At 45.0% G+C, this 25385-nt stretch carries 19 protein-coding genes; 1 reads left to right on the forward strand and 18 read right to left on the reverse strand.

What is annotated here, in order from left to right:
* Positions 1–427: 427 nt before the first annotated feature.
* From Q4561_RS16150 to gcvT, 18 genes are all read right to left on the reverse strand, one after another.
* Positions 428–1771, reverse strand: a complete 1344-nt coding sequence (locus Q4561_RS16150; protein WP_303462015.1) for a hypothetical protein — start codon at positions 1769–1771, stop codon at positions 428–430.
* A 313-nt stretch (positions 1772–2084) separates the two neighbouring features.
* Entirely contained in the window at positions 2085–3497 is a 1413-nt protein-coding gene (locus Q4561_RS16155; protein WP_303462017.1) for a TnsD family Tn7-like transposition protein, read from the reverse strand.
* Entirely contained in the window at positions 3472–4458 is a 987-nt protein-coding gene (locus Q4561_RS16160; protein ID WP_303462019.1) for a TniQ family protein, read from the reverse strand. Before Q4561_RS16160 ends, Q4561_RS16155 begins: the two co-directional genes overlap by 26 nt.
* A 3-nt stretch (positions 4459–4461) precedes the next feature.
* A complete protein-coding gene (locus Q4561_RS16165; protein ID WP_303462021.1) occupies positions 4462–5949 on the reverse strand; it encodes an ATP-binding protein in 1488 nt (495 codons plus the stop codon).
* Positions 5949–8183, reverse strand: coding sequence for a hypothetical protein (locus tag Q4561_RS16170; protein WP_303462022.1), 2235 nt, complete (start codon positions 8181–8183; stop codon positions 5949–5951). The genes Q4561_RS16165 and Q4561_RS16170 overlap by 1 nt, the downstream gene beginning before the upstream one ends.
* On the reverse strand, positions 8180–9037 hold the full coding sequence (locus Q4561_RS16175) for a TnsA endonuclease N-terminal domain-containing protein (protein ID WP_303462023.1): 858 nt from the start codon (positions 9035–9037) through the stop codon (positions 8180–8182). Before Q4561_RS16175 ends, Q4561_RS16170 begins: the two co-directional genes overlap by 4 nt.
* Before the next feature lie 354 nt (positions 9038–9391).
* On the reverse strand, positions 9392–10141 hold the full coding sequence (locus Q4561_RS16180) for a M48 family metallopeptidase (protein ID WP_303462026.1): 750 nt from the start codon (positions 10139–10141) through the stop codon (positions 9392–9394).
* 14 nt (positions 10142–10155) lie between these two features.
* On the reverse strand, positions 10156–13437 hold the full coding sequence (locus Q4561_RS16185; RefSeq protein WP_303462028.1) for a type I restriction endonuclease subunit R: 3282 nt from the start codon (positions 13435–13437) through the stop codon (positions 10156–10158).
* 45 nt (positions 13438–13482) lie between these two features.
* Positions 13483–14091: an SLATT domain-containing protein gene (locus Q4561_RS16190; RefSeq protein WP_303462029.1), complete on the reverse strand. Its 609-nt coding sequence runs from the start codon at positions 14089–14091 to the stop codon at positions 13483–13485.
* Between the two features lie 7 nt (positions 14092–14098).
* Entirely contained in the window at positions 14099–15400 is a 1302-nt protein-coding gene (locus Q4561_RS16195; RefSeq protein ID WP_303462031.1) for a nucleotidyltransferase, read from the reverse strand.
* 7 nt (positions 15401–15407) lie between these two features.
* Complete coding sequence (locus Q4561_RS16200; protein ID WP_303462034.1) at positions 15408–15641, reverse strand: DUF2188 domain-containing protein; 234 nt, start codon at positions 15639–15641, stop codon at positions 15408–15410.
* Positions 15641–16831 (reverse strand): restriction endonuclease subunit S, encoded by a 1191-nt coding sequence (locus tag Q4561_RS16205; RefSeq protein WP_303462036.1) that lies wholly within the window; start codon positions 16829–16831, stop codon positions 15641–15643. The genes Q4561_RS16200 and Q4561_RS16205 overlap by 1 nt, the downstream gene beginning before the upstream one ends.
* Positions 16821–18350: a type I restriction-modification system subunit M gene (locus Q4561_RS16210; RefSeq protein WP_303462038.1), complete on the reverse strand. Its 1530-nt coding sequence runs from the start codon at positions 18348–18350 to the stop codon at positions 16821–16823. The genes Q4561_RS16205 and Q4561_RS16210 overlap by 11 nt, the downstream gene beginning before the upstream one ends.
* A gap of 2 nt (positions 18351–18352) precedes the next feature.
* Complete coding sequence (locus Q4561_RS16215; protein ID WP_303462039.1) at positions 18353–18952, reverse strand: restriction endonuclease subunit S; 600 nt, start codon at positions 18950–18952, stop codon at positions 18353–18355.
* Between the two features lie 57 nt (positions 18953–19009).
* Positions 19010–19300 (reverse strand): CRISPR-associated protein Cas2, encoded by a 291-nt coding sequence (locus Q4561_RS16220; RefSeq protein ID WP_303462040.1) that lies wholly within the window; start codon positions 19298–19300, stop codon positions 19010–19012.
* A 398-nt stretch (positions 19301–19698) separates the two neighbouring features.
* Positions 19699–22596, reverse strand: a complete 2898-nt coding sequence (gcvP, locus tag Q4561_RS16225) for an aminomethyl-transferring glycine dehydrogenase (protein ID WP_303462081.1) — start codon at positions 22594–22596, stop codon at positions 19699–19701.
* A gap of 143 nt (positions 22597–22739) precedes the next feature.
* The gene (gcvH, locus tag Q4561_RS16230) at positions 22740–23129 is read right to left on the reverse strand and encodes a glycine cleavage system protein GcvH (RefSeq protein ID WP_057790052.1); all 390 of its coding nucleotides are present in this window, start codon (positions 23127–23129) and stop codon (positions 22740–22742) included.
* Positions 23130–23208: 79 nt separating this feature from the next.
* The gene (gene gcvT, locus Q4561_RS16235; protein ID WP_303462041.1) at positions 23209–24288 is read right to left on the reverse strand and encodes a glycine cleavage system aminomethyltransferase GcvT; all 1080 of its coding nucleotides are present in this window, start codon (positions 24286–24288) and stop codon (positions 23209–23211) included.
* Positions 24289–24425: 137 nt separating this feature from the next.
* Between gcvT and Q4561_RS16240 the strand changes: the two genes are divergently transcribed.
* Positions 24426–25280 (forward strand): LysR family transcriptional regulator, encoded by an 855-nt coding sequence (locus Q4561_RS16240; protein WP_303462042.1) that lies wholly within the window; start codon positions 24426–24428, stop codon positions 25278–25280.
* The last annotated feature ends 105 nt before the right edge of the window (positions 25281–25385 follow it).

Consider the following 25385-nt stretch of genomic DNA (forward strand, 5'->3'; position numbering starts at 1 on the left):
ACCACAAAAAAGGCGAACCATTTCTGGTTCGCCTATTTCATATCTAGCTATTCACAATCTTAATTGCATTCACAAACTTAATTGTCGCGTTCACAATTTTAATTGCAGTTAGTCAATACCTGGAGAAGAACAATTAAAATTGTGAATGGGTCTCGCCAAAATTCAGAAAGTTACAAAAGAAATTTTTACAATCAAATTTGTGAATAATTTTCAGTTCAGGCTAAAGTTTTTCTCGTTGTTTACAATTAAATTTGTGAATAAATTTAAGCTGGTCTTTCCGAATATAATGAACTGGATACTACAACCAAAAAAATATGATTAGATAGCCTAAAACCCCTATTAAAAGGGATATCCAAACGAAACAAGCTCAAATCATAGTGCTAAGAAAAAACTAATCAAACTCTAACCCTAAAACTATTTAACTATCTCAGACGATACACGCCTTTGAAAAATTTGATAAATATGCAAGGTAGCCAGTTAATTCAAAATATCTTTTTTCAAAATTCTCTTGGCTTCCTCCTTTTTGACTTACAAAAAATCCATCCCCTAGAACAAAGTCAGGTATTAAATTTTCATCAAGATTAATAAAGTGACTACCAATGAGCCCTAAATCACTATGCAGTTTAACTCCGACTTCAAGCAGTGCGTCAACATGATCTTTGTCTAAGTTAAAGTTAACTGAAGAGCAAATCTTTTTTATTTCTTTTTTTGATCTATCAAACAGCTCTGCCAGTGTTAAATTAAGGTTTTTTTCAAATATTTCAGCTAACAGGCTCTCTAAATTAGAACTTGTAACTTTAATGCCTTTTATTTGAAATTCGCTATAAAGAGAGTCAACAAGAAGTGAAAATATAGCTCCGTAATCAATATATTTCAGTGCATTTTCATAGGGAGTATAAAAAGGTTCAAAATTTTCATTCAGCATCTCTTTAGGCTTTAAAGAAGTGATGACATCGCTAGGTAGATTTAATATTAAGCGAGTTAGTTTAGCCGCAATATTATAAGCTTCTATAGCATCAGAAATGCTAAAAGAATTCGATATTTTGTGAGCTACTACCGAGTATTCAACTAAATTTTCGTCATATAGATCCGCCATTGTATCTTTCAACAGTTTATCTTTTTCTATCTTGCTAGAAATTGGATCTTCTATCATACTTATGATTCTTGACTTAGCGTTAATCTCCTGAGCGACAGCCGAAGATTCCAACAGGGCACAAAGGCTAAAAGGCACTCTGGCAATTAATTCTCCTTTGTTATTTTCAAACCTTGTAAAAAACAAGTTTCTATCGGTTGGTTTCCCGTATTTAGAAAACATTATTCCTGCTGAATAACGATACTTCCAAGGTGCTGATGTATTTGCATTTGGATTGGCAGTTGAATAATACTGAGGAAATTTAATATATTGCACTCTATCGAAAATCTCTAGCTGTCGGTAAAAGTGCGGCAACTCTGTCGCTATACCACTTTGCTCTGCTTCATGAAGATCATTTCTGCAATGATAAATATCACTTAGGAACCTTAAACCCCACAATGTTGAATGAGCATCATACCAATGTTTAACTTCGTGATTTAATAAAGGACCAAACTTCAGAATTGCCCGATGATTTTCATCTATGGATTTACTATTATCAGTAAAAGCTAATAGATCTTTTTCGTCTAAATCATTTAATTCGATACACTGGCTAAAGAAACAATATGAACCAGCTGCTGTATAGTTTGGAAGTGAATTAATTTGACTTCCTCTTCCCGTTTTCCTTTCTAAATAACTCATCAAATTCCTAAATCATGTGCATAATAATCAATAAAAAACAACAGTGTCTTCGTGTACCTTGAAGCTTCATACTCACTTTAAGTACTTTTATCACTTATGCCCCAGAATTTCTATTGCGGTTACTCAAATTCGGATGATTGCCAACTTTTAAGATGTCATGATCGAATCGCTCGTTAGGGTTTTAAAAATAAGCGTACTTAACGGGAAAACTAAGGGACATACATTATTTTTTAAACTAATTGAACCTTAAATTAACCTTGAGTACATTCGAATTAGAATCCCAAAAATAGTATGAGCTGATTAATTTAAGCTTTTAATAGCCACCCCGCCTTTTACTTCTCGGTATAGCCTCAGGCATCACGCTATAAAGCCAATCTTTGTCATGTTTGAAAAGCCAGCTGTAGCTTGCTCTGCACTCACGTTGAAAGTCACTGCGATGGTATTCCGGATGTTCTGCCAACGCTTGTATAATACAATTTTGATGTTTATGGCACTGCGCGTTAAAACGCATCTGATGCCGTTTTTCCACAAGGCCTGGATGTTGCGAAAGCACTTGCTCCACAGCACCAACAGAATAATCGACCTCGGTCGCGATTTGCTGCGTTTTAATACCATCTTTTAGCAGCCCAACAATCAACGCTATATCTGCACCAAATATTCGCTTTGCGCGTGTTTTAACAGGGATATTGTTTTGTAAGGCGAACTTTTTCACATAGATAACGCTTCGCTTACATTGCTCAGATACAGCTCGCAATGATTTTCCTTGTTGAAGCAAATAGAGGATGTCGGCATCTGTTTCGCCTTCATTTAAAACCTTAGCACCAGCACGGTCGGAGGTAACACACTCACATGGCTTGTATTCACAGAAATCTGTCCACGAACCCCATAACATGCCAATGAGCAATAAATGTTTTAACGGATGAAACTTGGCGCGCTTGGCCCTAAATAGGGTTTCTGGGTAACTACTATCTACCAATAACTGCTGAACCGCAGGCGAAGCGCTCTTTGCCCAATATGCACGTAATGCGTGGCGCAGCTTGTCTTGGCGAATAGCACCAATGTTTGACGCAAAACCCGTCTCTACCAACCGATGACGGTAGCGAGTCGTTATGTGTTGATAAGCGATTAAAGAGGTGCGGCTACGCCATACATCATTCGCTAAGCGTGTAAGTTGAACATCCACGTTCATCAGCACGTCATTGTGTTGAAGGTTTATCTCGCTCGGCAAAATTAAGGCTCTGCGCTGCACAGCCACCTCCAATAGCGGTTCGCTGTGCTTTAGGCAAACCAAGCAACCAGGCAGTTGATGTTGCACATGCCACCACGCACGCCCGACCGTTTTAGCATCGCTTTCAACACATTCCGGGCAAGCTCTTAATACTGTGCCACTGTTTATCCTATTGGCTACCAGCGACATTCGAGAATGTAAATTGCTGGCACGTCCCGTTGCAAGGTTAGCGAATGCGCTGGAATAGGTCTTGGGATGAAGAAAAGGCTGAAACACCGGTAATATCGTGTGCTCATGTATGACCTCATGTGCAGATACGTGTGACTGTCCACTGATGAAAGGAATATATCCGGGGAATTGTGAGGCTAATTGATAGTGGGCTATATGAAGCTGCTCTAAAAGCCCCCTTGCAGAAGGGAGCCCCGACAGTTGGCAGTACGTTACTAACCAACTGTAGGGTATTTCATCGGGCTCAAGAGGCGGATGAAAGCCGAGCATGGTCGAATTGACCTATGTGATGAAAAAACGCGAGCCAAATGATATGGGCCAGTGGCGTTACCTTTGTGGGAGTATTCATTATCGATTCTAAGCAAAGCAGCGTTTGCAGCTCTTCGTCTGAGTTGACGACGAAATAGCTATCAATACGGTTTTCCCAAAACCAGTTCCAAAACGTGTGCTCTACCTGCCCTTTTGTTACCCAATAAGCTTGCTGCCGGTCTCTTATCGTATCTCCAAAGGCATACTCTACTAACCGATGTATTTGAGGCTTATTTGATGGCCGTTGGCTCGTGCCACTGTCTAAGTGAAGCGTTAACCCTATTTTTTGAATAGTAGCTTTCGCTGCATTAGTTACGGGTAAGTTTTCTGACATGGCGAGGTTACATTCAGGGCACGTGATATCAGGCTGCGGCGTTTCTCGCAAATCAGCTTGCTGCCAACCGCAGTGACTGCACCCTTCAATCAGTGTTTGCGATGCGTGTTTGTGACAAGTGGTCGCAGTGGGTAACTGATGAGCCACATGCCAATAGCTTGTGCCATAGTTACTGATATCGCCTTCTATGCATTGCGGGCAGCTTCGCCAGCAGTGTGCGTGTCGCACTTTCGTTAGCCACGGTATAAAAAACGCCTTACGTTTGTCTTTTGATGCAACATCGAGCAACGCTCTTTGCTGCTCAACATTCAGAAAATGGCGATAGAACCCCGCACTCGTGTGCCGGTAAAGCACATCCTCACGGGCAGTCGTTTGGGGGGTCGCATGGGCATTCGCATGAGTAGTCGTTGCCACATCATGACGAATAGCCTCATAATCTTTTAAAGGACTCAACACCCGATTCACACCCAGCCACGCGTGGTAGAAGTCTGTAATCGATTTAGTGGGTGTCAGTACCGCCATACGTGCAATGCGCGAATAGTAATGTTCATCAGGCAGCAGTGGTAAGAAAAAGTGCATTGTCGCCATCAGCTAGCCCTTAATGCCTGTGTTAAAACTCGCCATACTAGGGCCTGAAACGGTGGCCTCTCCTAACATAGGTGCCAGCATTGGCGCCCTCGGGCTTGTACTTGCGCTTGCGCTTGAGCTTGCAATTGATGTTGATGTCGACGGTTCAGCGGATGCTTTACGAGGTGCTTTAGCATGCGTTTTACTTATTGGCGATGCAGCCTCTGTGTTTTGTGCTTGTTGCGCCGCCGCAATCGCACTTTCATAAGCGCGTATGTTTTTACTCTTCAGGTACGTTAGCGCCATTTTATAAAGCTGAAATTGACTCACAAACACCGTGTTTAAATAACTGATGGTATTGGTCGACGCGTCAGGCTCCAACTTGCCCTCTTGCGATAAGTACACCAGATACTCCTGATGCACCTGCGCCAGTCGGGTCATGAATGCGGGCAGGCCGCAGGTGTGCTCGTAGAACGTAGCAATGAATTCGGTGGATAATTGCGTGCAATTAAGCAACGACCATTTAGGGTATAGCGCCTGCAAGGTTTTTAAAAACATATCTCCTTTCTTTGAATATGTCTCCAGCCGAAACTCCCTGTCATTCACTAACCGGCGCAGTGTCGTAATTTCAGGTTGGGACTTGCCGCCCACTTGCACATGCTTGGAAAACAGCTGCAACCCAGAATCTGTGCAGCTGATAATCATCGGAATACCAATTTTGTTGAACATCGCTTCAAGAATGGTCAAAGTGGGCGCTTTATCAGAGTTCCCATAGGCCAGTAAAAACTGAAGCTCATCAATATGCACCAAGCCAATTTCGTGTGTTGCAGCAACCAGCTGCATGCCGGCTAAATGCCTATCGACTGACTCACGGTTACGGGAGTCCCATTGCTCAAAATAATCGGTGCTTCCTGTGGCATCATCCACCGCCCGAAAGAAATTCAGCGCCAAGGCTTTTAATGAAGGCGTAGAGGGCATATCCAGCGACAGCCATACAATTTGATTTTGATGATAGGGCTTCCCCTCAAACTCAACATGGTAAATAACCTGTGGAATAAGAGATAACGCACTACGTATCATCGTGGTCTTGCCCGCACCGCTGTACCCTGTCACCAAGACACTGGACGCGGTGGTTTTGTGACTGGCCACGCTGCACTTAACAGGGCGAACTACTTTTTCGCGGTACTGCGCGGCCAACCCCATCTTAAGTGCCATCGCTTCAGGCTCAAGGGGATTTCTGTATGCATAAGAGTGCAGTAGTAGCGACCAACACTTTTGATAAAACGTGATGAACTTATCCGACGGAATATGGGTGTCTCCCATACTCTGCAAAATGGCGCGTTGGTACAGTGAGTCTAACGACCAGTAATCAGCATCACACTGCATTTCTCTACCCGCTCGGCTCAGTACCTCACTACTGCGCAGTGGCGCGGGCAAAGCTTCGGTAAGTGGATTGTTGTTAAACTGTGACACTGGGTGTTTAGAGTAGCGTGCTTGTATATGTAAATTCATTAAAAACCTTCCGTGGTTGTGAGTATTTCTGTTGATTCAAATTCTACTTCCTCGCCTTCAAATCCTAATGCGACCATCACATCTCGGGCATGAGTCAGTGTGTTTAATTTCTTGCCAATGGCTTGAAACTCTTTAATTCGAGGAACGATGGCCTTACGTTCGTTCTCAGGTAGCAACGCAATTTGCCCCATTAACTTGTCAAATTCGGGCTCATCCATACTGCGCATGTGTTGACGCAGGCGTGCGGCATATTCCTCGTGCGCCACAATTTTTAATTTGAGCCACTCCATTTGATGCAAGGCAATTTCCCAGGGCATGCCTAAATAAGGTGAGTTGTTATTATGGTTTTTCAGTGACAGCTTGATGTACTCGAAAGTCGATGCATTACGCTGACTCTTCACGCGGTAAAAGAGATGGTTCGTCCAGTCCCTGACCCGTTTCACAATAATGTGGAACGTGCCCTCTGACGCTGCGAGTTGATGTAACCTTATGACTCTATTATCAGCGCTGTGGTATTCAAGCCCTTTGAAGTAGATGCAACTTGGACGAACTATCGCCTCTTCCTCTGGCAAGAACGCCCACCGTAGCCTTGCTTCGTCACTCGGCGCGGTTTTGCGCCCACCGTTCATATCGTTGGCTAGGCTGTAAAGAAATATCGACTCGGGCGACATACCAATATCATCCACCATGGCCTCATAACCACACTTCTCAAGGCGCTTAGCCGACTTGTTTTGTAAGATGATGAAGTGAATAACTTTACGAACTAAACTATCGTAGTCCCACACCGCGTGATGTGATGGATGTTGCTCGGTGCGGTCGCGCTCTTTAAATATTGAGCCCGGCTGAAAGTGAGCTACTTCGCCGTTAAAAGTATTAAACGTACCTTCAACCGTCCCTTTTGCATCACCCCGATACACCGCTGTAAAATTAAAGGCCTTAATGCCAAGCGTAGCTTTTAATATAGAGGCAATAAGGTTATTGGGATATTCGGTGCCGTTGTCTATGGTGACTTCTTCGGGAATAAACGAGGCGGGCCAGTCAGTCTCATCGAGCACCAAGCCATAACGCTTTGCGAGCTCGACTTTGCACATGCACGCATTCACCATGGCCTGCGCCACACCATCAGCGCTCGGCGCACCAAAGCCTAAATAAAACCCCACTATCATGGTCGAATACACATCGATAACAAAGTACAACGTAGGGCGCCCCATACTGTAACGAGCGTGTTTGATGTAGGGGTAGTTGACGTACAAATCTAAGACTGTCGCATCTACCTCATAACGGTGCGTCGCGCCCATGATGCCATCAAGCGCAGTGCCCTGTCGGGCGGCATGGTCTTTTTCAAATTTGAAACTGCCTTCTTCCATTTTAAGCTGGTCAGCACGGCTAAAAATTCGATTAAAATGGTAGTAGAACATGCGTGGTGAAATACGCTTTTCGGGTGGCAGCAAGTCATGGTAAAGAATTTCGTTATTTCCTACCTGTCGAACCACCGTGCTTACTTCAAATGCATCCTGAAAGCGGTCAAAAATCTTTCGGCGACTCAGCTTTTTACCTTCACGTATCCACTGCTTCACTACATCTTCAATATTCTTTTTATCGCGCACAGTAATGCCACGAAAGTCACTTCGGCTGTTTTGGTTGTGCTTTCCGCCTCTGCCTCGTTTGATGATTGGGTCGTCCGGGGTCTCAGCGACAGGAAAGCTTTTTCCTATCTCATTCCATTTAAAAGAAATCAGCGCATTAGGCACCATGCCAAAAACGATAAAGCGATTCAGCGCATTGTGATATGCCCCTTTCGACTTCCACGTAGACGTTGGCGTTGCAATTAACGAAGCTATCTCCTCCCCAAGCCCTTTACCATAAAGATATTGTTCAAGTAAGTGTGGGGCCGTTAACGAGGCTATTTTGCGAAATTTATCATCTCGCTTAGCAAGCCAACCCTTGTAGCCTTGTTTTAACAGCGCCTTGTCAGACGTGCTCAATGTTTCTGGCAAGTCATACGCCTGTCCCGTTTTAAGGCCGTGCTTTTTGATAAACTGTGTCAGCTGGGCTTGGTTAAACACCTTTGGCTTAGGCGGGTTAGCCACCTTCATTGCTTGCAGCATGTCTGCCACGGCATAAAACTCACGGCATTGGCTGATATGGCAAATACGGAAGGACATGCGCAAGTTAACTTGCTCTCGCTGATGGTCTAGTTCATCTGTAAATAAATGCTCGCCTTCATACCTCATGCGGCTATCCCCAACTCGTCCTGCATGAGATGAACAGGTCGAAACCAGCGAACCATGTGCGTTTCACACTCCTCATAAACAGGAAGAAAGCCATATAGAAGGGAAAATTTGAATAGCTGACGGGCGTCACCAACTGACATTGAGAGTGTATGACTCACCTGAGCAATTAATGCCTGTAATGGACACCAAGGCGCACGCTGCCATGACTCACAAAAACAGGCTAAAAAGGCAGTAAGGGTTTCGTTTGAGACTTTCAAATCTTTGGCGGACTCTGAGAACAATTTGTTGTGATAGTGCACTTTGGTGGCATCACGCTCGGTCACCACGCGATATTCAATACCACGGCGGCGCCAAAACTCTCGTTCAATCGCAAATTTTTGCCAGGTTCTCATGCTTTTGTACTCAACCTCATCGAGCCAGCTTAATTTATAAATTTGGTCCCAATATTTAAAGGTGTAAGCTGTGAGCTGCGTGGTGTTGTCGTCAGCCGATAAGCTCTCGACTAAGAAATCAGTCGACATGACATAAGCCTCATACGTCTTCCAATTTCGCGGGTGCATAATGTTAAGCTCAATGGCGATATCTAATGTTTCGTCTAAGTCGAGGGCATATTGCTCAAACACCGCCACGGTGCTTGGCTTGTAAAGCAGCTCCATGTACATACGCCTTTCACCGTCGGACAATAGATGCACTTCGCGGTTTTGCTTATCGCAAAACATCCAATGCCGGCGGCCCACCTTGTTCACATCTCTCACCGTCAAATAAGAGCGGTATGTGCCATTGGCAATATCATCAGTCCATTGCTTGTATTTCTTCACTGTTTTGGGCAATTTTAGGTAAGTTAACTTCTTCATGCGCTCTCCTTTTCACACTTTTTCCAGCGCGTATTAGAAATCGGAACGGGAGATAAAATCAAGCCCCGGAAACTGCTAACTACATGATTAAAAACACTTTTGTTGTTATTTCAGGTTGTTACTCAGGCTATAAATTGGATTATATTAACGATGAGGTTGCGAGTGATTTTATAACTGATTGATTTGATTGAGCGGAAACAAAGGTTTTGTTGTGAACGTATTTTATGAATCAAAAAAGTGAAAAAAGTTAAGACATTTTTAAGATTATTTTGTTTAATTACTTTTATTGGACATGTTTCAATCAAATTATTGGATCTAATCTAAAACTTAGTATTCAGAGTAGAAATAATAGCGCTATTGCAGTAAATAATTTGCCATCCCATCCAGCCGTTCTTTCTTCTTGTCCCACTCTGGCATTACCTGACACATTAACCGGTAGAACCGCTCGCTGTGGTTATGCTCAGCTATATGGCAAAGCTCGTGCAGAATAACGTAATCAATGCACTCACGAGGCGCTTTAACCAGGTGAGGGTTCAGGGTGATTCGACCACTGGGTGAACAGCTGCCCCATTGGGTTTGCATCGTCAGAATACGCAGTGGAGGGCGTTTATCCACCCAGAGGGCTTGTTCCAGCATGGCATCGAGGCGTTTGGCGAAGGTTTCCTTAGCCCGCACTTTGTACCAGTCAGTCAGTAACACTTTCACCTTGTCGATGGACTTCGCTCGTACCGAAACTTCCAGTTTGCCGCGTAGGAGTTTCACGCCTTGAACCTGCTCAGGCGATTCAATTACTTTCAGCAGGTACTGTTTCCCCAGGTAGTAATGGCTCTCACCACTGATGTATTGCCGAGGCGTGGTGAATTCAAGCTGTTTGCGAAAATCTCGAAGCTGCTCATATATCCAACGTCCGCGCTTTTTAACTGCAAATAGTACCGCTTCGCAGCCAGTTTCTTCCGGGGCGAATGCGATTACCCGACAATCGGGATGAACCTTGATTAATATCTTGCCTGCGGCTTTTGGGCGCTTAACTCGCTCAAACGTAATTTTCTCGTCACCATAGCGGAAACTCATAGTCTGACTTTCAGGTTTAATCGGCACATTCATCTGGTTATACCTATTCAAGCAACGTTCAACCCGACCCGGGTGATCTGAACAATCATCTCAACGATCTTCTTGGCCTGATCCATACCGCCACCAATGGCTTTACATTCCCGAAACATGCGCGGCAGTAGCTTTTTACGAATGTCGGCTTCTATATTTTGAGGATTGATGGAGTTTTCCGCGACAGAGTTTTCTACCGCCTGGTCAATTTCAAAGGCAACTTTGACCCACTTATCCTGAACTTGCTGGTCGAGCACGGCCAAAGCTTCCGGCAATATCTTTTTGAATACACCGAAGTAGGCCTGAGCATGGCGATTACCAGAAAATGCATCAGGTATGTCATTCAAGCATCTGTCTTGTACTTGCTCTTCGAATTCACGAAACAGCATATACTGTTTCAATGGGTGGTCGAATAGTTTTTCGGCCTCTTCAATGGCTTGGCGCAGCAGTTTGGAAAATGCTTCTTGAGCATAGGGGTCATCCCGTAGCTCTTGTTCAATCATTCGGGTCACGCGGGTTTTGATAATGTCGGTTTCGTTGCGGGTTTTATCTTCGCTCCAATCTTCCGGCTGTTGCTTTTGGCCCATCTTACCCACTTCATACACGCCACCGGATTCTTTAACCTCGACACCAACCACATGCTTATCCAGCAGCTTTTTTACTTGTTCAGCGTATTCGTCGTAATCAATCTTCTCACCGGCATCTTGCTGTATCAGTTGACGCAGGCTGGAGAACTGCTTCACCGTTTCTTTGTAGTGGCGGCGATCTTGGTCGCTAAAGCTCTTATCTTCAAAGAAAGTGGCTGATTGGAGCGCTACCTTCAAGCAACTGGCGAAGGCCGTCAGGGCTTCGTAGAAGTCTTCACGGACTTTTAGATGCACGTCAACCAGCTCTCCATCTCGCTCTTCAATCTTTGGAACAAGCACCTGACGTAATTGTTCAATGTCGTTCTTGTTTTTCACGCCATCGAATATGGCCCATAGGTGCTTATAGAGTTGTGGCAGGCGCTTATATTCTGTACTCATCTGGTTGTAGAGGCCAGCAATATCATTAATGTCGTAACCGCCCTGAGTACGGGAGGCCAGATCCTGATACTTCTGAATGGTGGTATCCAGTTCCGCCAGAATGCCGCGATAGTCGATAAGTAAGCCAAATTTTTTCTTTGGGTGCAGACGGTTTACCCGCGCAATTGCTTGGATCAAGCTGTGCTCTTTTAGGGGTTTGTCGATATATAGCACCGCGTTTTTCGGCTCATCAAAGCCGGTGAGTAGCTTATCGACCACGATGAGTATCTTTAGTGAGTCATCTTTGTCGAAGCGTTCTATCAGATGCTTGGTGTAAGTCTGTTCATCCTGGTTGCCAATATTGTCTTTCCACCACTGGGTCACTTCCGGTGTGGTGGCCTCATCCACAGCGGTATTACCTTCGCGGCTATCGGGTGGGCTCATCACTACGGCAGATTCTAACAAGCCCGCTTCGTCGAGATACTTTTTGTATTTGATAGCAGTGGCTTTACTGTCGCAGGCTAATTGGCCTTTCAAACCTTCGTCGATATTCTTTACGAAGTGGTTGGCAATATCAAAGGCAATCAAACGAATGCGATCATCCGTACCGTATATCTGATCTTTTTTAGCAAACTTACGCTTTAGGTCGGCCTTTTGCTTGTCTGAAAGCCCTTCTGTAATGCGCTCAAACCAACTGTCGATGGCGCGTTCATTCACTTCTATATCGGGAATGCGCTCTTCGTACAGCAGCGGTGTAACGGTTTGGTCTTCTACGGCACGTTGCATGGTGTAAGCGTGCACAATGGGACCAAACTTATTAGTGGTCTTGTCGTCTTTTAAAAGTGGCGTGCCGGTGAAGGCAACAAAGGCGGCATTGGGCAGCGCCTGCTTCATGCGGATATGGTTTTCACCGCCCTGGCTGCGGTGCCCTTCGTCAATAAGAACAATGATGTCAGAGCTGTTGTTTACACATTCTGGCATTTTGGTAGCGGTATTAAACTTCTGAATGAGCGAGAAGGTAATACGCTCAGTGCCTTTGCCAATCTGTTCGGCCAGGCGTTTGCCCGAGGTGGCCATCGCCGCTTCTTTGTCTTTTTTACCGGCCAGTTCGCCGCCAGAGGAAAAGGTTTTGCTGAGCTGGGTTTCCAGGTCCACTCGGTCAGTCACCACCACAATACGGCATTGCTTCAGGCTTCCGTGCAAGATCAGCGCTTTACTTAAAAACACCATAGTGAATGACTTACCCGAACCCGTGGTGTGCCAAATCACACCACCTTCACGGCCGCCCGTTACGCTACGAGTATTGATGCGTTCAATCAGGCGCTTGATACCGAATACCTGCTGATAGCGGGCAACGATTTTGCCTGCCTTTTTATCGAACAAGGTGAAGTAACGGGTCATCTCCAGCAACCGAGTTGGGCTTAACAGGCTGATCAGCAATTGATCCTGACCGGTCACAGCAAGCTCCCCCGCAGCCGTTAGGCTCTGGTACCAATCCAAGTCTTTTGCCGGGCGATGGTTGAACAAGTTCGCCAGCTGTTCATCTTTGAGCGTTTTGTTTTTGATGGCGTACATTTCGGCATCGGTGATATCTTCTTCACGCCAAGCAGCCCAGAACTTAGCGGGCGTGCCACAGGTACCATACCGGCCTTCGTTGCCGTTTATGGAAAGCAGCATCTGGCTATAGGCAAACAATAACGGGATTTCATCATGGCGCTGGTTACGCAGACTTTGCGAAATGCCTTCGTCAATGGTGGGGCCTTTCTTGGCATTGCCATCGGGGCGTTTCGCCTCAATCACAACCAGAGGAATACCGTTTATAAAGCAGACAATGTCGGGTCTGCGGCTTTCAACCCCGCCAGAGCGGGTAACGGTTAACTCTTCGGTAAATACAAAGCTGTTATTGGCTGGGTTCTGCCAGTCAATCAGAGAAACAGTCGGGCTAGCTTTTTTGCCATCCACAAACTCAGTGACAGAAATGCCATACAGCAAGTGGTTGTAAAGGCGCTCATTAGCAGTTAACAGACCCTCGTTAAGTGCCGGGCTGCATACCTCGGCAATCAGGTTGTCGATAGCCTTTTCAGACAACGGGTAGCTTTTACCGGCAAAGGTGAAGGTGCGCTTCTGGAGTTCACTGCGCAGTACCTGGCGTAAAACCACTTCATCGGCTTTACCACCACGAGCGGTTAATGCGAGTTCGGGAGAAAGGAACGACCAACCGAGGTTGGTCAACAACGTCAGCGCCGGTAACTTGGCACTGTATTCTTCCTGAAATTTGGGTGTGGATTTTGTCATTCACTATCTCTCTTCAACCCCTGATACCCGAGATGCGGCTTCGAGTTATGGTTTGGATACTGTACAAATAAAAGTGGTGATGTTGGAAAAAGAACAAGCTAAGCCTATGACTATCATAAGAATTGTTAGCCATAATGACAAAGGAATCTTGTCACGGAAAAAACTGAAATTGAGCTGCTCGTTTACCCATTCAATTTGGTGTTCCCAATAGAACTTATAGTGTGCATACCAGTTACTGAACAAAATTTGCTTGCTGATACATATTGGATAGTAACGATTCTCAATGTCAGAAAGCTCTTTCTGAAATTCTGCAAAGTCACTTTCTTCGCCAAGATTTTTAACCTTGAGATAAAGTGCTTTCAGCTCGTTATACAGCTTGGTAAGAGCTACACCTGACTGTTCATAGGATGATTTCTTATGGCCATACAGGCTGATATATAGGCCAACAACACCCAATACGATAAAAATTGCTGAAATTAATTCAGTTGATAGCCCTTTTACAGCAAGTGCAAAAATGCCAAAGGCCATCGATGAAAAGCTAATTAATCCAGGCGCCTTTTCGATAATATCGTAGGTGGCAAAATGTTTTTTGGCTCCAAAACCAACATCATAGCCTTTCTCAGCAATGCTCTTTAATAAATCCGATTTATTCACTTAAACCTCACAATATTGGTACTCGAATTTTGTCACGAGCAACTACTACACCGTCTTGAATCGCATAGCATTCAACTAGATGCACCCCATTAAAATCGGCAGTTTCTTTTCGTGACGACCCTTCGTAATTTGGTATATCTATTTCGCCCCGAATGCAGTCTCGCCTTTCTGCTTCTTCACCTACATTCAATATTTTCCACTTTACGGAAAAATGGCCTGGAATATCGTGATTTTTAACCTTGAAGATAAGCTTTTTGTTATTACTAATACCAAAGCCTTTCGCCAACATGCCACGTAAGCTTTTTGGTAGCCCTTGATTTTGATGCACGGAGCAATCGATTTCGATATTGTATTTAATATCCACCGAATACATATCTTCGATAAACTGCTCTGTATTTCGCCATGTGCCCAAAGCTTTTGAAACGGATTCCTCCACAACATTTGATGCGGGGAAATATCGTCCATAAACCTTTTTCCATTTTGCATTTACAGTGCTTTTTCCTTCAGCTTCAATAGCCGCTAAACAAAGTTCATAAGCGTCCTCAGCCTTCTTTTGGAATTTCTTTTTAACTTTTACGTTTTGGTTGCTACCGGGCGCCTTATAATGATCTTGCTCTGGCAATTCCGAAATATACTTAAAAAAATCGCGGCTCAACCAATCAAAGTAGATATAACCTCTGTCATCATACTCTGTTGTCGATTTCAGAAAGTTAAAGGCAAGCGTGTCGATCAATAACCCTCCCATAGCGACGCCATGTTTGTTTCTCCAGGCTCTGGCCATTTTGCATAATAGACGTAAATTCTTGTTCTTCTGATCATTAAGGTCTTTTACAGCTTTCATCTCTTGACGCGGCTTGGTGACCTTCCAACTACCACCATTGTATGTATCAGGGTAGTGGAAGTAGCTTTCACCATCATCGCCAGTCTCTTCAAAAACCGGTTGAACTTCGACATGGAAGTTCTGATATGTGACCGTTACAACTAGACGATCAACCCGAACATCTGTTTTGGGGTATCTAGCCTTAATTGCGTCCTTGACATCAGTTAGAAGCTGAGATTGTTTCCCATTCTTGTATGTATCCCACTTAGATCTAGGCATGATATACAGCATATCGAGGTCTGAAATTCCCTTGATACCTGTGTACCTGCCATAAGAACCAACTTGTAAAGTATTGGCAGTAGTTGACTCTGAATCACGAAACTTTTGATTCAGGCTTTTCGTAATCTCACCATAACGAAGCGAAACCTGCTCTGCGTTATCAACCTTCAGGTTGTTGAGAAAATCCTTGAACATATCCGCTACTGACATTACGACCTCACTTCTTATCTTTCGGTGGGTGGGGATCATTACCGTAGCTGTTACCAGCTCGGATTTTTCCGTCAATACCATGAATCTTGGTGTCGGATTGCTGATTACGTGCGATCTCTTCAGCGATTTTGATAGCTTCTTTCTGTGTCTTGGTGACCGTGGTCGCTTTTGAGTTGCCAGCGCCTTTAACAGCCCACCCATCGGGGTGTTTAACTACGTGTTGATTTTTACCTTGTGCCATTATGCAACCTCCTTATTATCAATGTTCACTCTTCGTTTACCCGTCAATAGCTGCTGCATCAACGCTTTTTTCTCCTGCTTTAGGGCATTCAGTTTTTGTTGCAGAGCAGAGATTTCCTGATCGGCAGTGGAAAGTACGGCGGCTATTATTTGTTGCTCCTCTTGTGAAATAGGATAATCAACCGATAGTGATTCCAAATCTTTCTTTTGGATATTAGGAAGGCCAGACCCAACTCGAAGTCTCATGATTTTAGATTGATTGAACTTCAAAAGTTGGTATGTGAAGTTCAAGTCAATTTGAATATTCTTAATGGCGTAGCAATGACCACCACACCAAAATCTGGCAAATTGAAATCCTACAAAACCACAAGAGTTTCCACCCTCGCTGATTGTTATGGTGTTAGCTTCCGTATTATATTCGCTCGTATACCCAGAAGGCTGAATGCCGCCATTTATCACCGCGTATTCCCCAGATTTTGAGAGAGTGTCTTTATTAAGTTGATTTCCTTTAGATATTTGGAGGAGCTTTTTGAGGTGATTGCTTTCCCACTCCCCACTAAACCTAACTCCATTGTTATCAAGCAGGCGTTTTTTACCGGTGAGCAGTCGTTGCATCAGGGCCTTTTTCTGCTGTTGGCTGTTGGCGAGCAGTTGTTCGGTAGTGGTAATTGCCTTATCCCAAGTAGAGAGGATTTGTGCGATTTTCTGTTGTTCCTGAAGCGGAGGCGCAGGTATTGGAGTCTTCTCTAGAATTCCTTTATTGATTTTTACCATTGTGCTGCTGCTACCAGCGGCGCAATTTTTAAAATATGTTCTAACTTTTGAGCTTTTCAATTGTTGCTCGATAAAAGACACGTTCGCTTTTCTTTGATCTATGCGAAAGCGCATCATCAAATCTGGGTATGAACAATTTGCGACTTCACCTCTAAAGCGAATAGATCTTCCGACTTTGTCTGGAGTGTTTGATCGACTAACTAAAAAATCGTCTTCTGCTAGGAGATTATTCAAAACTTTATCTTGTGGTGCTACAGGCTTGATTTCTGAAGCAACAATTCCATCTTCTCCAAGTGCTCCCAGCCCCAGTACCCAGTAACCTGTGTCTGATTCAGCAGAATTAGGTGAAAAGCCGTTTTTAATTGAGCCCTCTATTAAATCCTTTAACTGCAAAACCTCCCAACCATTAGGCACCATAACCCAGCTCCTCAAGATACTTGGCCATCTCGGTCTCCAGCTCGGTCAGTTGCGCTTTCAGCTGTTCGCGCTCCGCACGTACAGCTATCAGATCGATTTCTTCCTCTTCTTCAAAGGTATCGACATAGCGTGGGATGTTCAGGTTGTAATCGTTCTCTTTTATCTCTTCAAGACTGGCGACATAGGCGTATTTATCCACGTCATTGCCCGCACGATACGTCTCTACCACTTTGGCGATATTATCTTCAGTCAGCAGGTTCTGGTTTTTACCGGCTTTAAACTCGCGGGAAGCATTAATAAACATCACAGAGTCATCCGATTTTTCTTTATTGAAAATCAGAATCGCCGCCGGAATACCTGTGCCGTAAAATAGTTTTTCAGGCAGGCCAATGACGGCATCGAGCAGGTTTTCTTCAATCAGTTGTTTGCGGATTTTGCCCTCGGCCGCCCCCCGAAACAGCACGCCGTGGGGCACGACAACGCCCATACGGCCAGTTTTCGGTTTGAGGGTTTCAATCATATGCAGAATAAAGGCGTAGTCGCCTTTGGTTTTCGGCGGTACACCCCGGAGGAAGCGGCTGAATTTGTCATGCTCAGCTTCGTCGTGGCCCCATTTATCCAGGCTGAACGGCGGGTTGGCGGTCACAATGTCGAACAGCATCAGGTCGCCATTTTTATCGAGCAGCTTAGGGTTACGGATGGTGTCGCCCCATTCAATTTTGTGGTTGTCTTCACCGTGCAGAAACATGTTCATTTTGGCCAGCGACCAGGTAGAGCCGATGGCCTCTTGCCCATACAAGGCGTATTGCTTGCTACCATGATTCGCCAAGACCTTGCGACCACACTTCATCAGCAGTGAGCCAGAGCCACAGGCTGGGTCACAGATGCTGTCGCCCGGTTGCGGGTCTAACAACTCGGCGATCAAGTCACTGACTTCTGGCGGAGTATAAAATTCACCAGCTTTCTGGCCACCACTGGCCGCGAAGTTTTTGATCAGGTATTCGTAGGCGTTACCGATCACATCCAGCGTGCCGACACGGCTGGGTTTGAGATTCAGCTCGGGCTTGGCAAAATCTTCCAGCAGATGACGCAGAATGGTATTCTTTTGCTTCTCTTCACCCAGTTTGTCGGTGTTAAAGCTGATGTCTTGGAACACGCTTTTACCGGCGTCTTTAAGTTTGGTGCCGTTGGCTTCTTCAATGGCGTGCAGCGCCTGGTCGATGCGCTCACCATTACCAGGTTCGTGACGGCTTTCGTACAGGGCATAAAAGCTGGCTGTTTTGGGCAGAACAAAACGCTCGTTTTTCATCATTTCTTCGATGAGTTCCGGCTCGTCGCCATACTCGGCCTTGTAGCCATCATAGTGATCCTGCCACACATCGGAGATGTATTTGAGGAACAACATGGTCAGGATAAAGTCTTTGTAGGTGTCAGCGCTGATGGTTCCACGGAAGGTATCGCAAGCGTTCCATAACGCCTTGTTAATACTGTCTTGATTGATTTTATCGTTACCGCTCATATTTAATTCGTCTCTTTTAGTAGTTGCTGAAACACGCCTCTAAGCATGTTTTCACGATTTTTTAATAATGCTTGGGTAACATGCTGTTCGTGTTCCCAAAGTCGATTTAGCTCAATAATCTGTTGCTGGGTTTTTAGCGAAGGAACGGCGATCTTCAATTGTTTAAGGGTTTCAGCCCTTAACATAGGCATACTGGTTCCCTGACTCGATTCGATTAGTGCTCGTTGCATGGCCGGTTGGTTAAGAATCCAACATAAAAATTCAGCAAGAATATGCTTGGTTGGCGTGAGTATCAAAAACTGACTACTCACTACCACTGGCATTGAAGCACTCTCGGTAGGCACTAAGTAAGACGCTTTAAAATATCCACCTCGGGCTGGCAGCAACACACTTTCGTCATAAACAAAGGCTTTATCCTTACCCGTCCAGTTGATTTGAGGGAGAGATTCAACTGGCAGATTAAATGAAGTGCAACCTTCATGTATTTTTCGAACATCTTTTATTTGCACAACATACGCATTACCACCAACTGTGATTTCCTCAACTTTTTCGCGAAAGGTGTAACCAGTACGGATATTGGCGATGCTCTTTAAGGTTTTCATTATAATTGCTCGTTCATTAGATGCTCACGGTAGTAATAGCCATCCATGGCCACTTTCTTAAGCTGCTTGCTTTAACTGCTCTTTAAGCCAATTAGTCATTGTGCTATCAATGTCATAGTCAAGACTTCTCCAGGCAGCTTCCCCTTGAAGTCGTGTCACTAGTAGCCCGTCATCATTGTCCATTACTGAAGCCAATGTGTCGCGAATTTGACTTGCTGATTGTTCTGTCGCTATTAACCAGCATGACTCTAATGGTTTTGCCCATGTACCATAAGATTTAATTTTGGTGATTAAATCCTGGTAGTTACGTTGATTTCTCAGATCGTAGTTAATTTGATATACTTTCATCGTTCATTTACCTCGTAAGTTAACTTGCTATTAGTTATCGGTTTATGACAGCAGTGGTAGGCGGCAACCTATCACTGCAATACTTATTACTTATGCAGCATCAAATAAATACAGTAGACACCCTACGCATAAGATGGGTTAATAATCACTCAGATTTAAACTCGCGTCAACATTTATTTTGCAGTAATAATTCTACTGCGCTAATTTTTTAAAAATCGACTACTACTAGTGCTACCCCATACCAGTGCAGATATAAAATTACCCAACTAGCAGTGCTAAATGAAAAAAGGCGAACCATTTCTGGTTCGCCTTCCCTTATCTAGCTATTCACAATCTTAATTGCATTCACAAACTTAATTGTCGCGTTCACAATTTTAATTGCAGTTGGTCAATACCCCCTACCCCTCAATATAACTCTCTATACTTGGGCAAGAACAAATCAAGTTTCTATCCCCGAATACATCATCAATTCGGTTAACCGAAGGCCAGAATTTGTTTCTGTGTACTTCTGGTACTGGATACGCCGCTAGGTTTCGGTCGTAGCTGCGGTTCCAATCGCTGTCACAAATATCGGCTAGGGTATGCGGTGCATTGTGAAGTGGGTTGTCGGTAGCATCCCACTCGCCGCTTTCTACTTTTGCCACTTCTTGGCGAATGCTTATCATGGCGTTTACGAAGCGGTCTAGCTCGTATTTTGCTTCTGATTCAGTCGGCTCAATCATTAGCGTGCCTGCTACTGGGAAGCTCATGGTTGGTGCGTGGAAACCGTAGTCGTTCAAGCGTTTTGCTATGTCTACTTCGGTTACACCGCTGGCTTCTTTTAATGGGCGCAGGTCAATAATACATTCATGCGCTACGCGGCCGTTTTGGCCTTTGTACAATACGTTGTAGTGCCCTTCTAATGCATTGGCTACGTAGTTGGCGTTAAGTATGGCTACTTCAGTTGCCTTACGTAGGCCAGCCGAGCCCATCATTTTAATGTACATGTAGCTTATTGGCAGAATAGATGCACTGCCCCATGGTGCTGCCGAAACCGCACCGCAGTCTTTACCTGCTGTTTCAATATTCACTACCGTGTGGTTTGGTAAGAAAGGCGCAAGATGCGATTTCACACCAATTGGTCCCATACCTGGGCCGCCGCCACCGTGTGGAATACAGAAGGTTTTGTGTAGGTTTAAGTGCGATACGTCTGAACCAATATAACCAGGTGACGTAATGCCCACCTGCGCGTTCATGTTCGCGCCATCCATGTATACTTGGCCGCCGTACTGGTGCACAATTTCACACATTTCACGAATGGTTTCTTCGTACACACCGTGGGTAGATGGGTAAGTGATCATAGCGCACGATAAGTTATCGCCCACTTCTTCGGCTTTCTTGCGAAGGTCGGCAATGTCTACGTTACCGTTGTTGTCGCACTTCACTACCACTACGTTTAGGCTAACCATTTGTGCCGAAGCTGGGTTAGTACCGTGCGCTGAACTTGGAATTAAGCATACGTTTCTGTGCCCTTCGCCGCGGCTTTCATGGTAACGCTGAATGGCTAACAAGCCTGCATATTCACCTTGTGCGCCTGAGTTAGGTTGCATAGAAAGGTTATCGTACCCCGTTACGTTAATTAACCACTCGGCTAGCTCGGCAATCATTTCTTGATAGCCGGTCGCTTGGTTTAGTGGTGCAAACGGGTGAATTTGGCCGAACTCTGCCCAGGTTACGGGAATCATTTCAGCAGTAGCGTTTAGCTTCATGGTGCACGAACCCAATGAAATCATTGAGTGGTTCAACGCTAAATCTTTATTCTCTAGGCTTTTAATATAACGCAGCATTTCAGTTTCTGAATGGTACTGGTTAAACACTTCGTGAGTAAGAATATCGCTAGTGCGCACTAGGTTTTCTGGAATAGCGTTAGTAGGCTGCGTGGTAACTTCTGCATCTAGCGCTTCTACGCTTAGGCCGTGGTCGCTACCTAAAATAACGTTAAACAAGGTAGCAATGTCTTCACGGGTAGTGGTTTCATCAATAGAAACTCCTACAGCGCCTTCTAGGTCGGCACGTAGGTTTAGCCCGTGCTCGTAGCCTTTGTTTAGTACGTCGTCTTTGTTATCTACCAATATGGTTAGGGTATCGAAATAGGTGCTGTGCTTAAGGGCCACACCTTTTTTCGTTAGGCCTGCCGCTAGAATACTGGTTAAGCGATGTATGCGCTGAGCAATGGTTTTTAAGCCTTTAGGGCCGTGGTATACGGCGTAAAAGCTGGCCATGTTGGCTAGCAATACTTGTGCGGTACAAATGTTCGAGTTGGCTTTTTCGCGGCGTATGTGTTGCTCTCGGGTTTGCAATGCCATACGAAGTGCTGGACGGCCACGGGTGTCTTTACTTACGCCAATAATACGGCCAGGTAATGAACGCTTGTAGCTGTCGCGTGTTGCGAAAAATGCGGCATGTGGGCCACCGTAGCCCATGGGAACACCAAAGCGTTGCGCGCTACCTAGGGCAACGTCTGCGCCTAGTTCACCGGGCGATTTTAACATTACCAAGCTCATTAGGTCGGCGGCTACTGCCACTATGCCTTTTTTCGCTTGTACTGCGGCAATAATATCGGAAATGTCGGTTACTTCACCGGTGGTGCTTGGGTATTGCAGTAAAGCACCAAATACATCGTGGTTAGCAGCATCGCTAGCAGGGCCGGTAATAATACCAAAACCAAACATTTCAGCGCGTGTGGCTACTACATCGTGGGTTTGTGGGTGTACGTCATCAGCAATAAAGTAGCTGCTGGCTTTTTTGTTTTTAGATACGCGTTTAGCCAATGCCATGGCTTCCGCCGCTGCGGTACCTTCATCAAGTAATGAAGCAGATGCTAGCTCTAAACCGGTTAAATCAATAGTTAGCTGTTGGAAGTTAAGTATGGCTTCTAAACGGCCTTGGGCAATTTCTGGCTGGTATGGCGTGTAGGCCGTGTACCAACCTGGGTTTTCTAATACGTTGCGTAAAATAACGTTCGGTACATGGGTATCGTAATAACCCATACCAATAAACGAGCGATTAACCGTGTTTTTGCCAGCTACTTTTTTCAATGCTGCTAAAGCATCTACTTCGGTAGCCCCTTCGCCTACTTTAAGCGGCTCAGGTAGCGCTATGCCTGCCGGAACGGTTTGCGCAATTAAATCGTCTAACGATGTTGCGTTAATAGCCGACAGCATTTGTTGAATTTCTTCTTCGCCTGGGCCTACGTGGCGGCGAATGAATGCGTCTTTTTGCTCTAATTGAGCTAATGTAGGAGAAGTATTCGACATAACGTTGTTAAGCACTCGCAATGTATTGCCCCGAAAGGCAGGATAAAACACAAATAAAAACGTAAAGATAAAAAGGGGCTAATTAGAAGCCCCTTTTTAATATTTACTGGTTACTACGCTTCCATTTAGAAGCAACTAACGAATTACTCTTCGTCAATGCTGTTTTCATAACCTTCAGCGTCTAATAAGCCTTCAACTTCTTCGGCATCATCCGCTTTAATTTTGAATAACCAGCCATCGCCGTAAGGGTCTGAGTTTACAAGCTCTGGTGAGTCTTCTAGCTCTTCGTTAACGCCAACTACTTCGCCGCTAATAGGCGCGTAAACGTCTGAAGCCGCTTTAACCGATTCAGCAACAGCGATATCGTCGCCAGTACTTACGGTGTCGCCAACGTCTGGCAGTTCTACAAATACCATATCGCCAAGCAAGCCTTGAGCGTGCTCAGAAATACCTACTGTGAAAACACCATCGCCGTCTGGACGAACCCATTCGTGGGTAGATGCGTAACGTAAATCTGTTGGAATGTTGCTCATAATCGTTCCTGTTATTCTCTGTTAACTTGGAGTCTGTCGGGCTTTGAGGCAAATAATGCGCAGCAAAGATCAACAAGCTCTATAAAACACTTTTTCCATTGCGAACAAAAGAGGGCTTAACCACTTTTACTGTAACCCACTTTTTGCGCATTTCCACCTCAACAGTTTCACCAACATCTGAAGGTACTCGTGCTAACGCAACTGAGTGGCCTAATGTAGGTGAAAATGTGCCCGAGGTAATAATGCCTTCGCCGCTTTCGGTTTTAATTTTTTGACCGTGGCGCAACACGCCTTTATCTGTCATTACTAGGCCAACTAGCTTGTCGGTACCAGCTTCACGCTGTGCTTCTAGTGCGCTGCGGCCAACAAAGTTACGTTCGCTTGGTTCCCACGTAATAGTCCAGCCCATGTTAGCGGCTAGTGGTGATACGGTTTCATCCATATCTTGGCCGTACAAGTTCATGCCTGCTTCTAAACGAAGGGTGTCGCGCGCGCCTAAACCACAAGGTTTAACGCCTGCATCTAGCAAGTCTTGCCAGAAGCTGGCCGCTTGCGCTGTTGGTACCATAATTTCGTAGCCTGCCTCACCGGTGTAACCCGTAGTAGCAATGAACAAATCTTCAGCTTGTACGCCAAAGAACGGCTTCATGCCTGCAACCGCTTCTTTTTGAGCGGCGCTGAAAAGCGTAGCCGCTTTTTCTTTGGCGTTAGGGCCTTGCACAGCAATCATGGCGAACTCTGGGCGTTCAGTAATAGATACGTCGAAACCTTCGGCGTTGCTATTTAGCCAGTTCATGTCTTTTTCGCGTGTGGCTGAATTTACTACTAGGCGATAATTAGTTTCATCGAAGTAATACACGATTAAATCGTCTACCACGCCGCCTTCTTCATTAAGCATACCGCTGTATAGCGCTTTGCCTTTTACTTGAAGTTTGGCAACGTCGTTTGCAAGAAGGTGTTGAAGGTATGCTTTGGCTTGTGTGCCTTTAGCGTCAACAATGGTCATGTGCGACACGTCGAACATGCCTGCATCTTGGCGAACAGCGTGATGCTCTTCTATTTGAGAACCATAGTTAATTGGCATATCCCAGCCAAAGAAATCAACCATTTTGGCACCAGATTCTAGGTGCTTTGCATGTAGGGCGGTGGTGTTAGACATTCCACTTTCTCTTAGGTAAGGGTAGAAAACACCACCGAGTATAGTGAGTGAAATACGGCGCAACAAATTGAAATTTCTTATCAATACATTTATAAAGATAATGTATACGATTTACTACATCAGGAATTCAAATCTTAATGAAGCAGCTATCGCTAGATAATTTGCGCACGTTTGTGAGTGTGATAGAGCTTGGCGGCTACGCCAAAGCCGGTGAATTCGTGGGTCGGTCGCAGCCCGCTATTAGTTTGCAAATTAAAAAATTAGAATCCCAACTAGAACGAAAGCTGTTTACCAAAGTAGGTCAACGACACTTGCCTAGCGCCGATGGCAACTGGCTTTACCCTAAAGCGAAGGAACTACTAGAGCTTAACGACAACATATTTAAAAGCTTAATTCCTGCGCCGTTAAGTGGTCGTTTACGCTTGGGTATTCCGAATGAGTTTGCATCAACATTACTACCTGGGCTTATTGGTGAATTTTCGAAGCGCTACCCTGATGTGTCGCTAGAGGTAACATCATCGCTAAGCCGCGATTTACTGCACCCCAGCCAGCGCGATCATTTCGATTTAATTTTAGCGCTGGTAAACCCCAATGAAGATACAGAAGGGGAAGTGGTACTTGAAGATGAAATAGTGTGGGTTGGTGATGCTAGCCGCCCGTTAGTGGGAGACAGTATTCCGCTGGTACTTGCCCCTGATGGCTGCATGTACCGAAGCCGGGTAATAGAGCAATTAAAACAGCAAACCTTTGCGTGGAAAATTACCTATACCAACGCCGATTTAGGCGGCTTGGTGGCCGCTATTCAGCAAGGCTTAGGTATTACTGCCCTCGCCCGCTCTAGTTTGCCGCAAAACGTATCGCCCCTTAACCACCCTAAACTGCCAAAACTAGGTAGAGTGAATATTTGCCTATTTAACCAAGACACCCAACACCCAGTCATTAGTAAAACCTTGGCAGAGTTTATTACCTCTCGATTAAAAGCGGGTAGCTAGTGGCTATGTGAAGGCTAAACACGTAATGGCTATGTGCTTAACGGTTAGACTTTCAAGGGCTAGCTTTTAATAGCTATGTTCTTAAAGGCTAAGCTCTAAATAGCT

Origin of the sequence: Alteromonas sp. 1_MG-2023, assembly GCF_030547075.1 — a bacterium.
Classification (GTDB): Bacteria; Pseudomonadota; Gammaproteobacteria; order Enterobacterales; family Alteromonadaceae; genus Alteromonas.

Bases quoted from the DNA above. Each gene is read 5' to 3' on its own strand.
- Q4561_RS16205 (WP_303462036.1), bottom strand. From the start codon at position 16,831: ATGGTGCCTAATGGTTGGGAGGTTTTGCAGTTAAAGGATTTAATAGAG.
- Q4561_RS16185 (WP_303462028.1), bottom strand. From the start codon at position 13,437: ATGACAAAATCCACACCCAAATTTCAGGAAGAATACAGTGCCAAGTTA.
- Q4561_RS16180 (WP_303462026.1), bottom strand. From the start codon at position 10,141: ATGAATGTGCCGATTAAACCTGAAAGTCAGACTATGAGTTTCCGCTAT.
- Q4561_RS16195 (WP_303462031.1), bottom strand. From the start codon at position 15,400: ATGTCAGTAGCGGATATGTTCAAGGATTTTCTCAACAACCTGAAGGTT.
- gcvP (WP_303462081.1), bottom strand. From the start codon at position 22,596: ATGTCGAATACTTCTCCTACATTAGCTCAATTAGAGCAAAAAGACGCA.
- Q4561_RS16200 (WP_303462034.1), bottom strand. From the start codon at position 15,641: ATGGCACAAGGTAAAAATCAACACGTAGTTAAACACCCCGATGGGTGG.
- Q4561_RS16215 (WP_303462039.1), bottom strand. From the start codon at position 18,952: ATGAAAACCTTAAAGAGCATCGCCAATATCCGTACTGGTTACACCTTT.
- Q4561_RS16240 (WP_303462042.1), top strand. From the start codon at position 24,426: ATGAAGCAGCTATCGCTAGATAATTTGCGCACGTTTGTGAGTGTGATA.
- Q4561_RS16150 (WP_303462015.1), bottom strand. From the start codon at position 1,771: ATGAGTTATTTAGAAAGGAAAACGGGAAGAGGAAGTCAAATTAATTCA.
- gcvT (WP_303462041.1), bottom strand. From the start codon at position 24,288: ATGTCTAACACCACCGCCCTACATGCAAAGCACCTAGAATCTGGTGCC.
- Q4561_RS16155 (WP_303462017.1), bottom strand. From the start codon at position 3,497: ATGCTCGGCTTTCATCCGCCTCTTGAGCCCGATGAAATACCCTACAGT.
- Q4561_RS16170 (WP_303462022.1), bottom strand. From the start codon at position 8,183: ATGAGGTATGAAGGCGAGCATTTATTTACAGATGAACTAGACCATCAG.
- Q4561_RS16210 (WP_303462038.1), bottom strand. From the start codon at position 18,350: ATGAGCGGTAACGATAAAATCAATCAAGACAGTATTAACAAGGCGTTA.
- Q4561_RS16220 (WP_303462040.1), bottom strand. From the start codon at position 19,300: ATGAAAGTATATCAAATTAACTACGATCTGAGAAATCAACGTAACTAC.
- Q4561_RS16160 (WP_303462019.1), bottom strand. From the start codon at position 4,458: ATGGCGACAATGCACTTTTTCTTACCACTGCTGCCTGATGAACATTAC.
- gcvH (WP_057790052.1), bottom strand. From the start codon at position 23,129: ATGAGCAACATTCCAACAGATTTACGTTACGCATCTACCCACGAATGG.
- Q4561_RS16175 (WP_303462023.1), bottom strand. From the start codon at position 9,037: ATGAAGAAGTTAACTTACCTAAAATTGCCCAAAACAGTGAAGAAATAC.
- Q4561_RS16165 (WP_303462021.1), bottom strand. From the start codon at position 5,949: ATGAATTTACATATACAAGCACGCTACTCTAAACACCCAGTGTCACAG.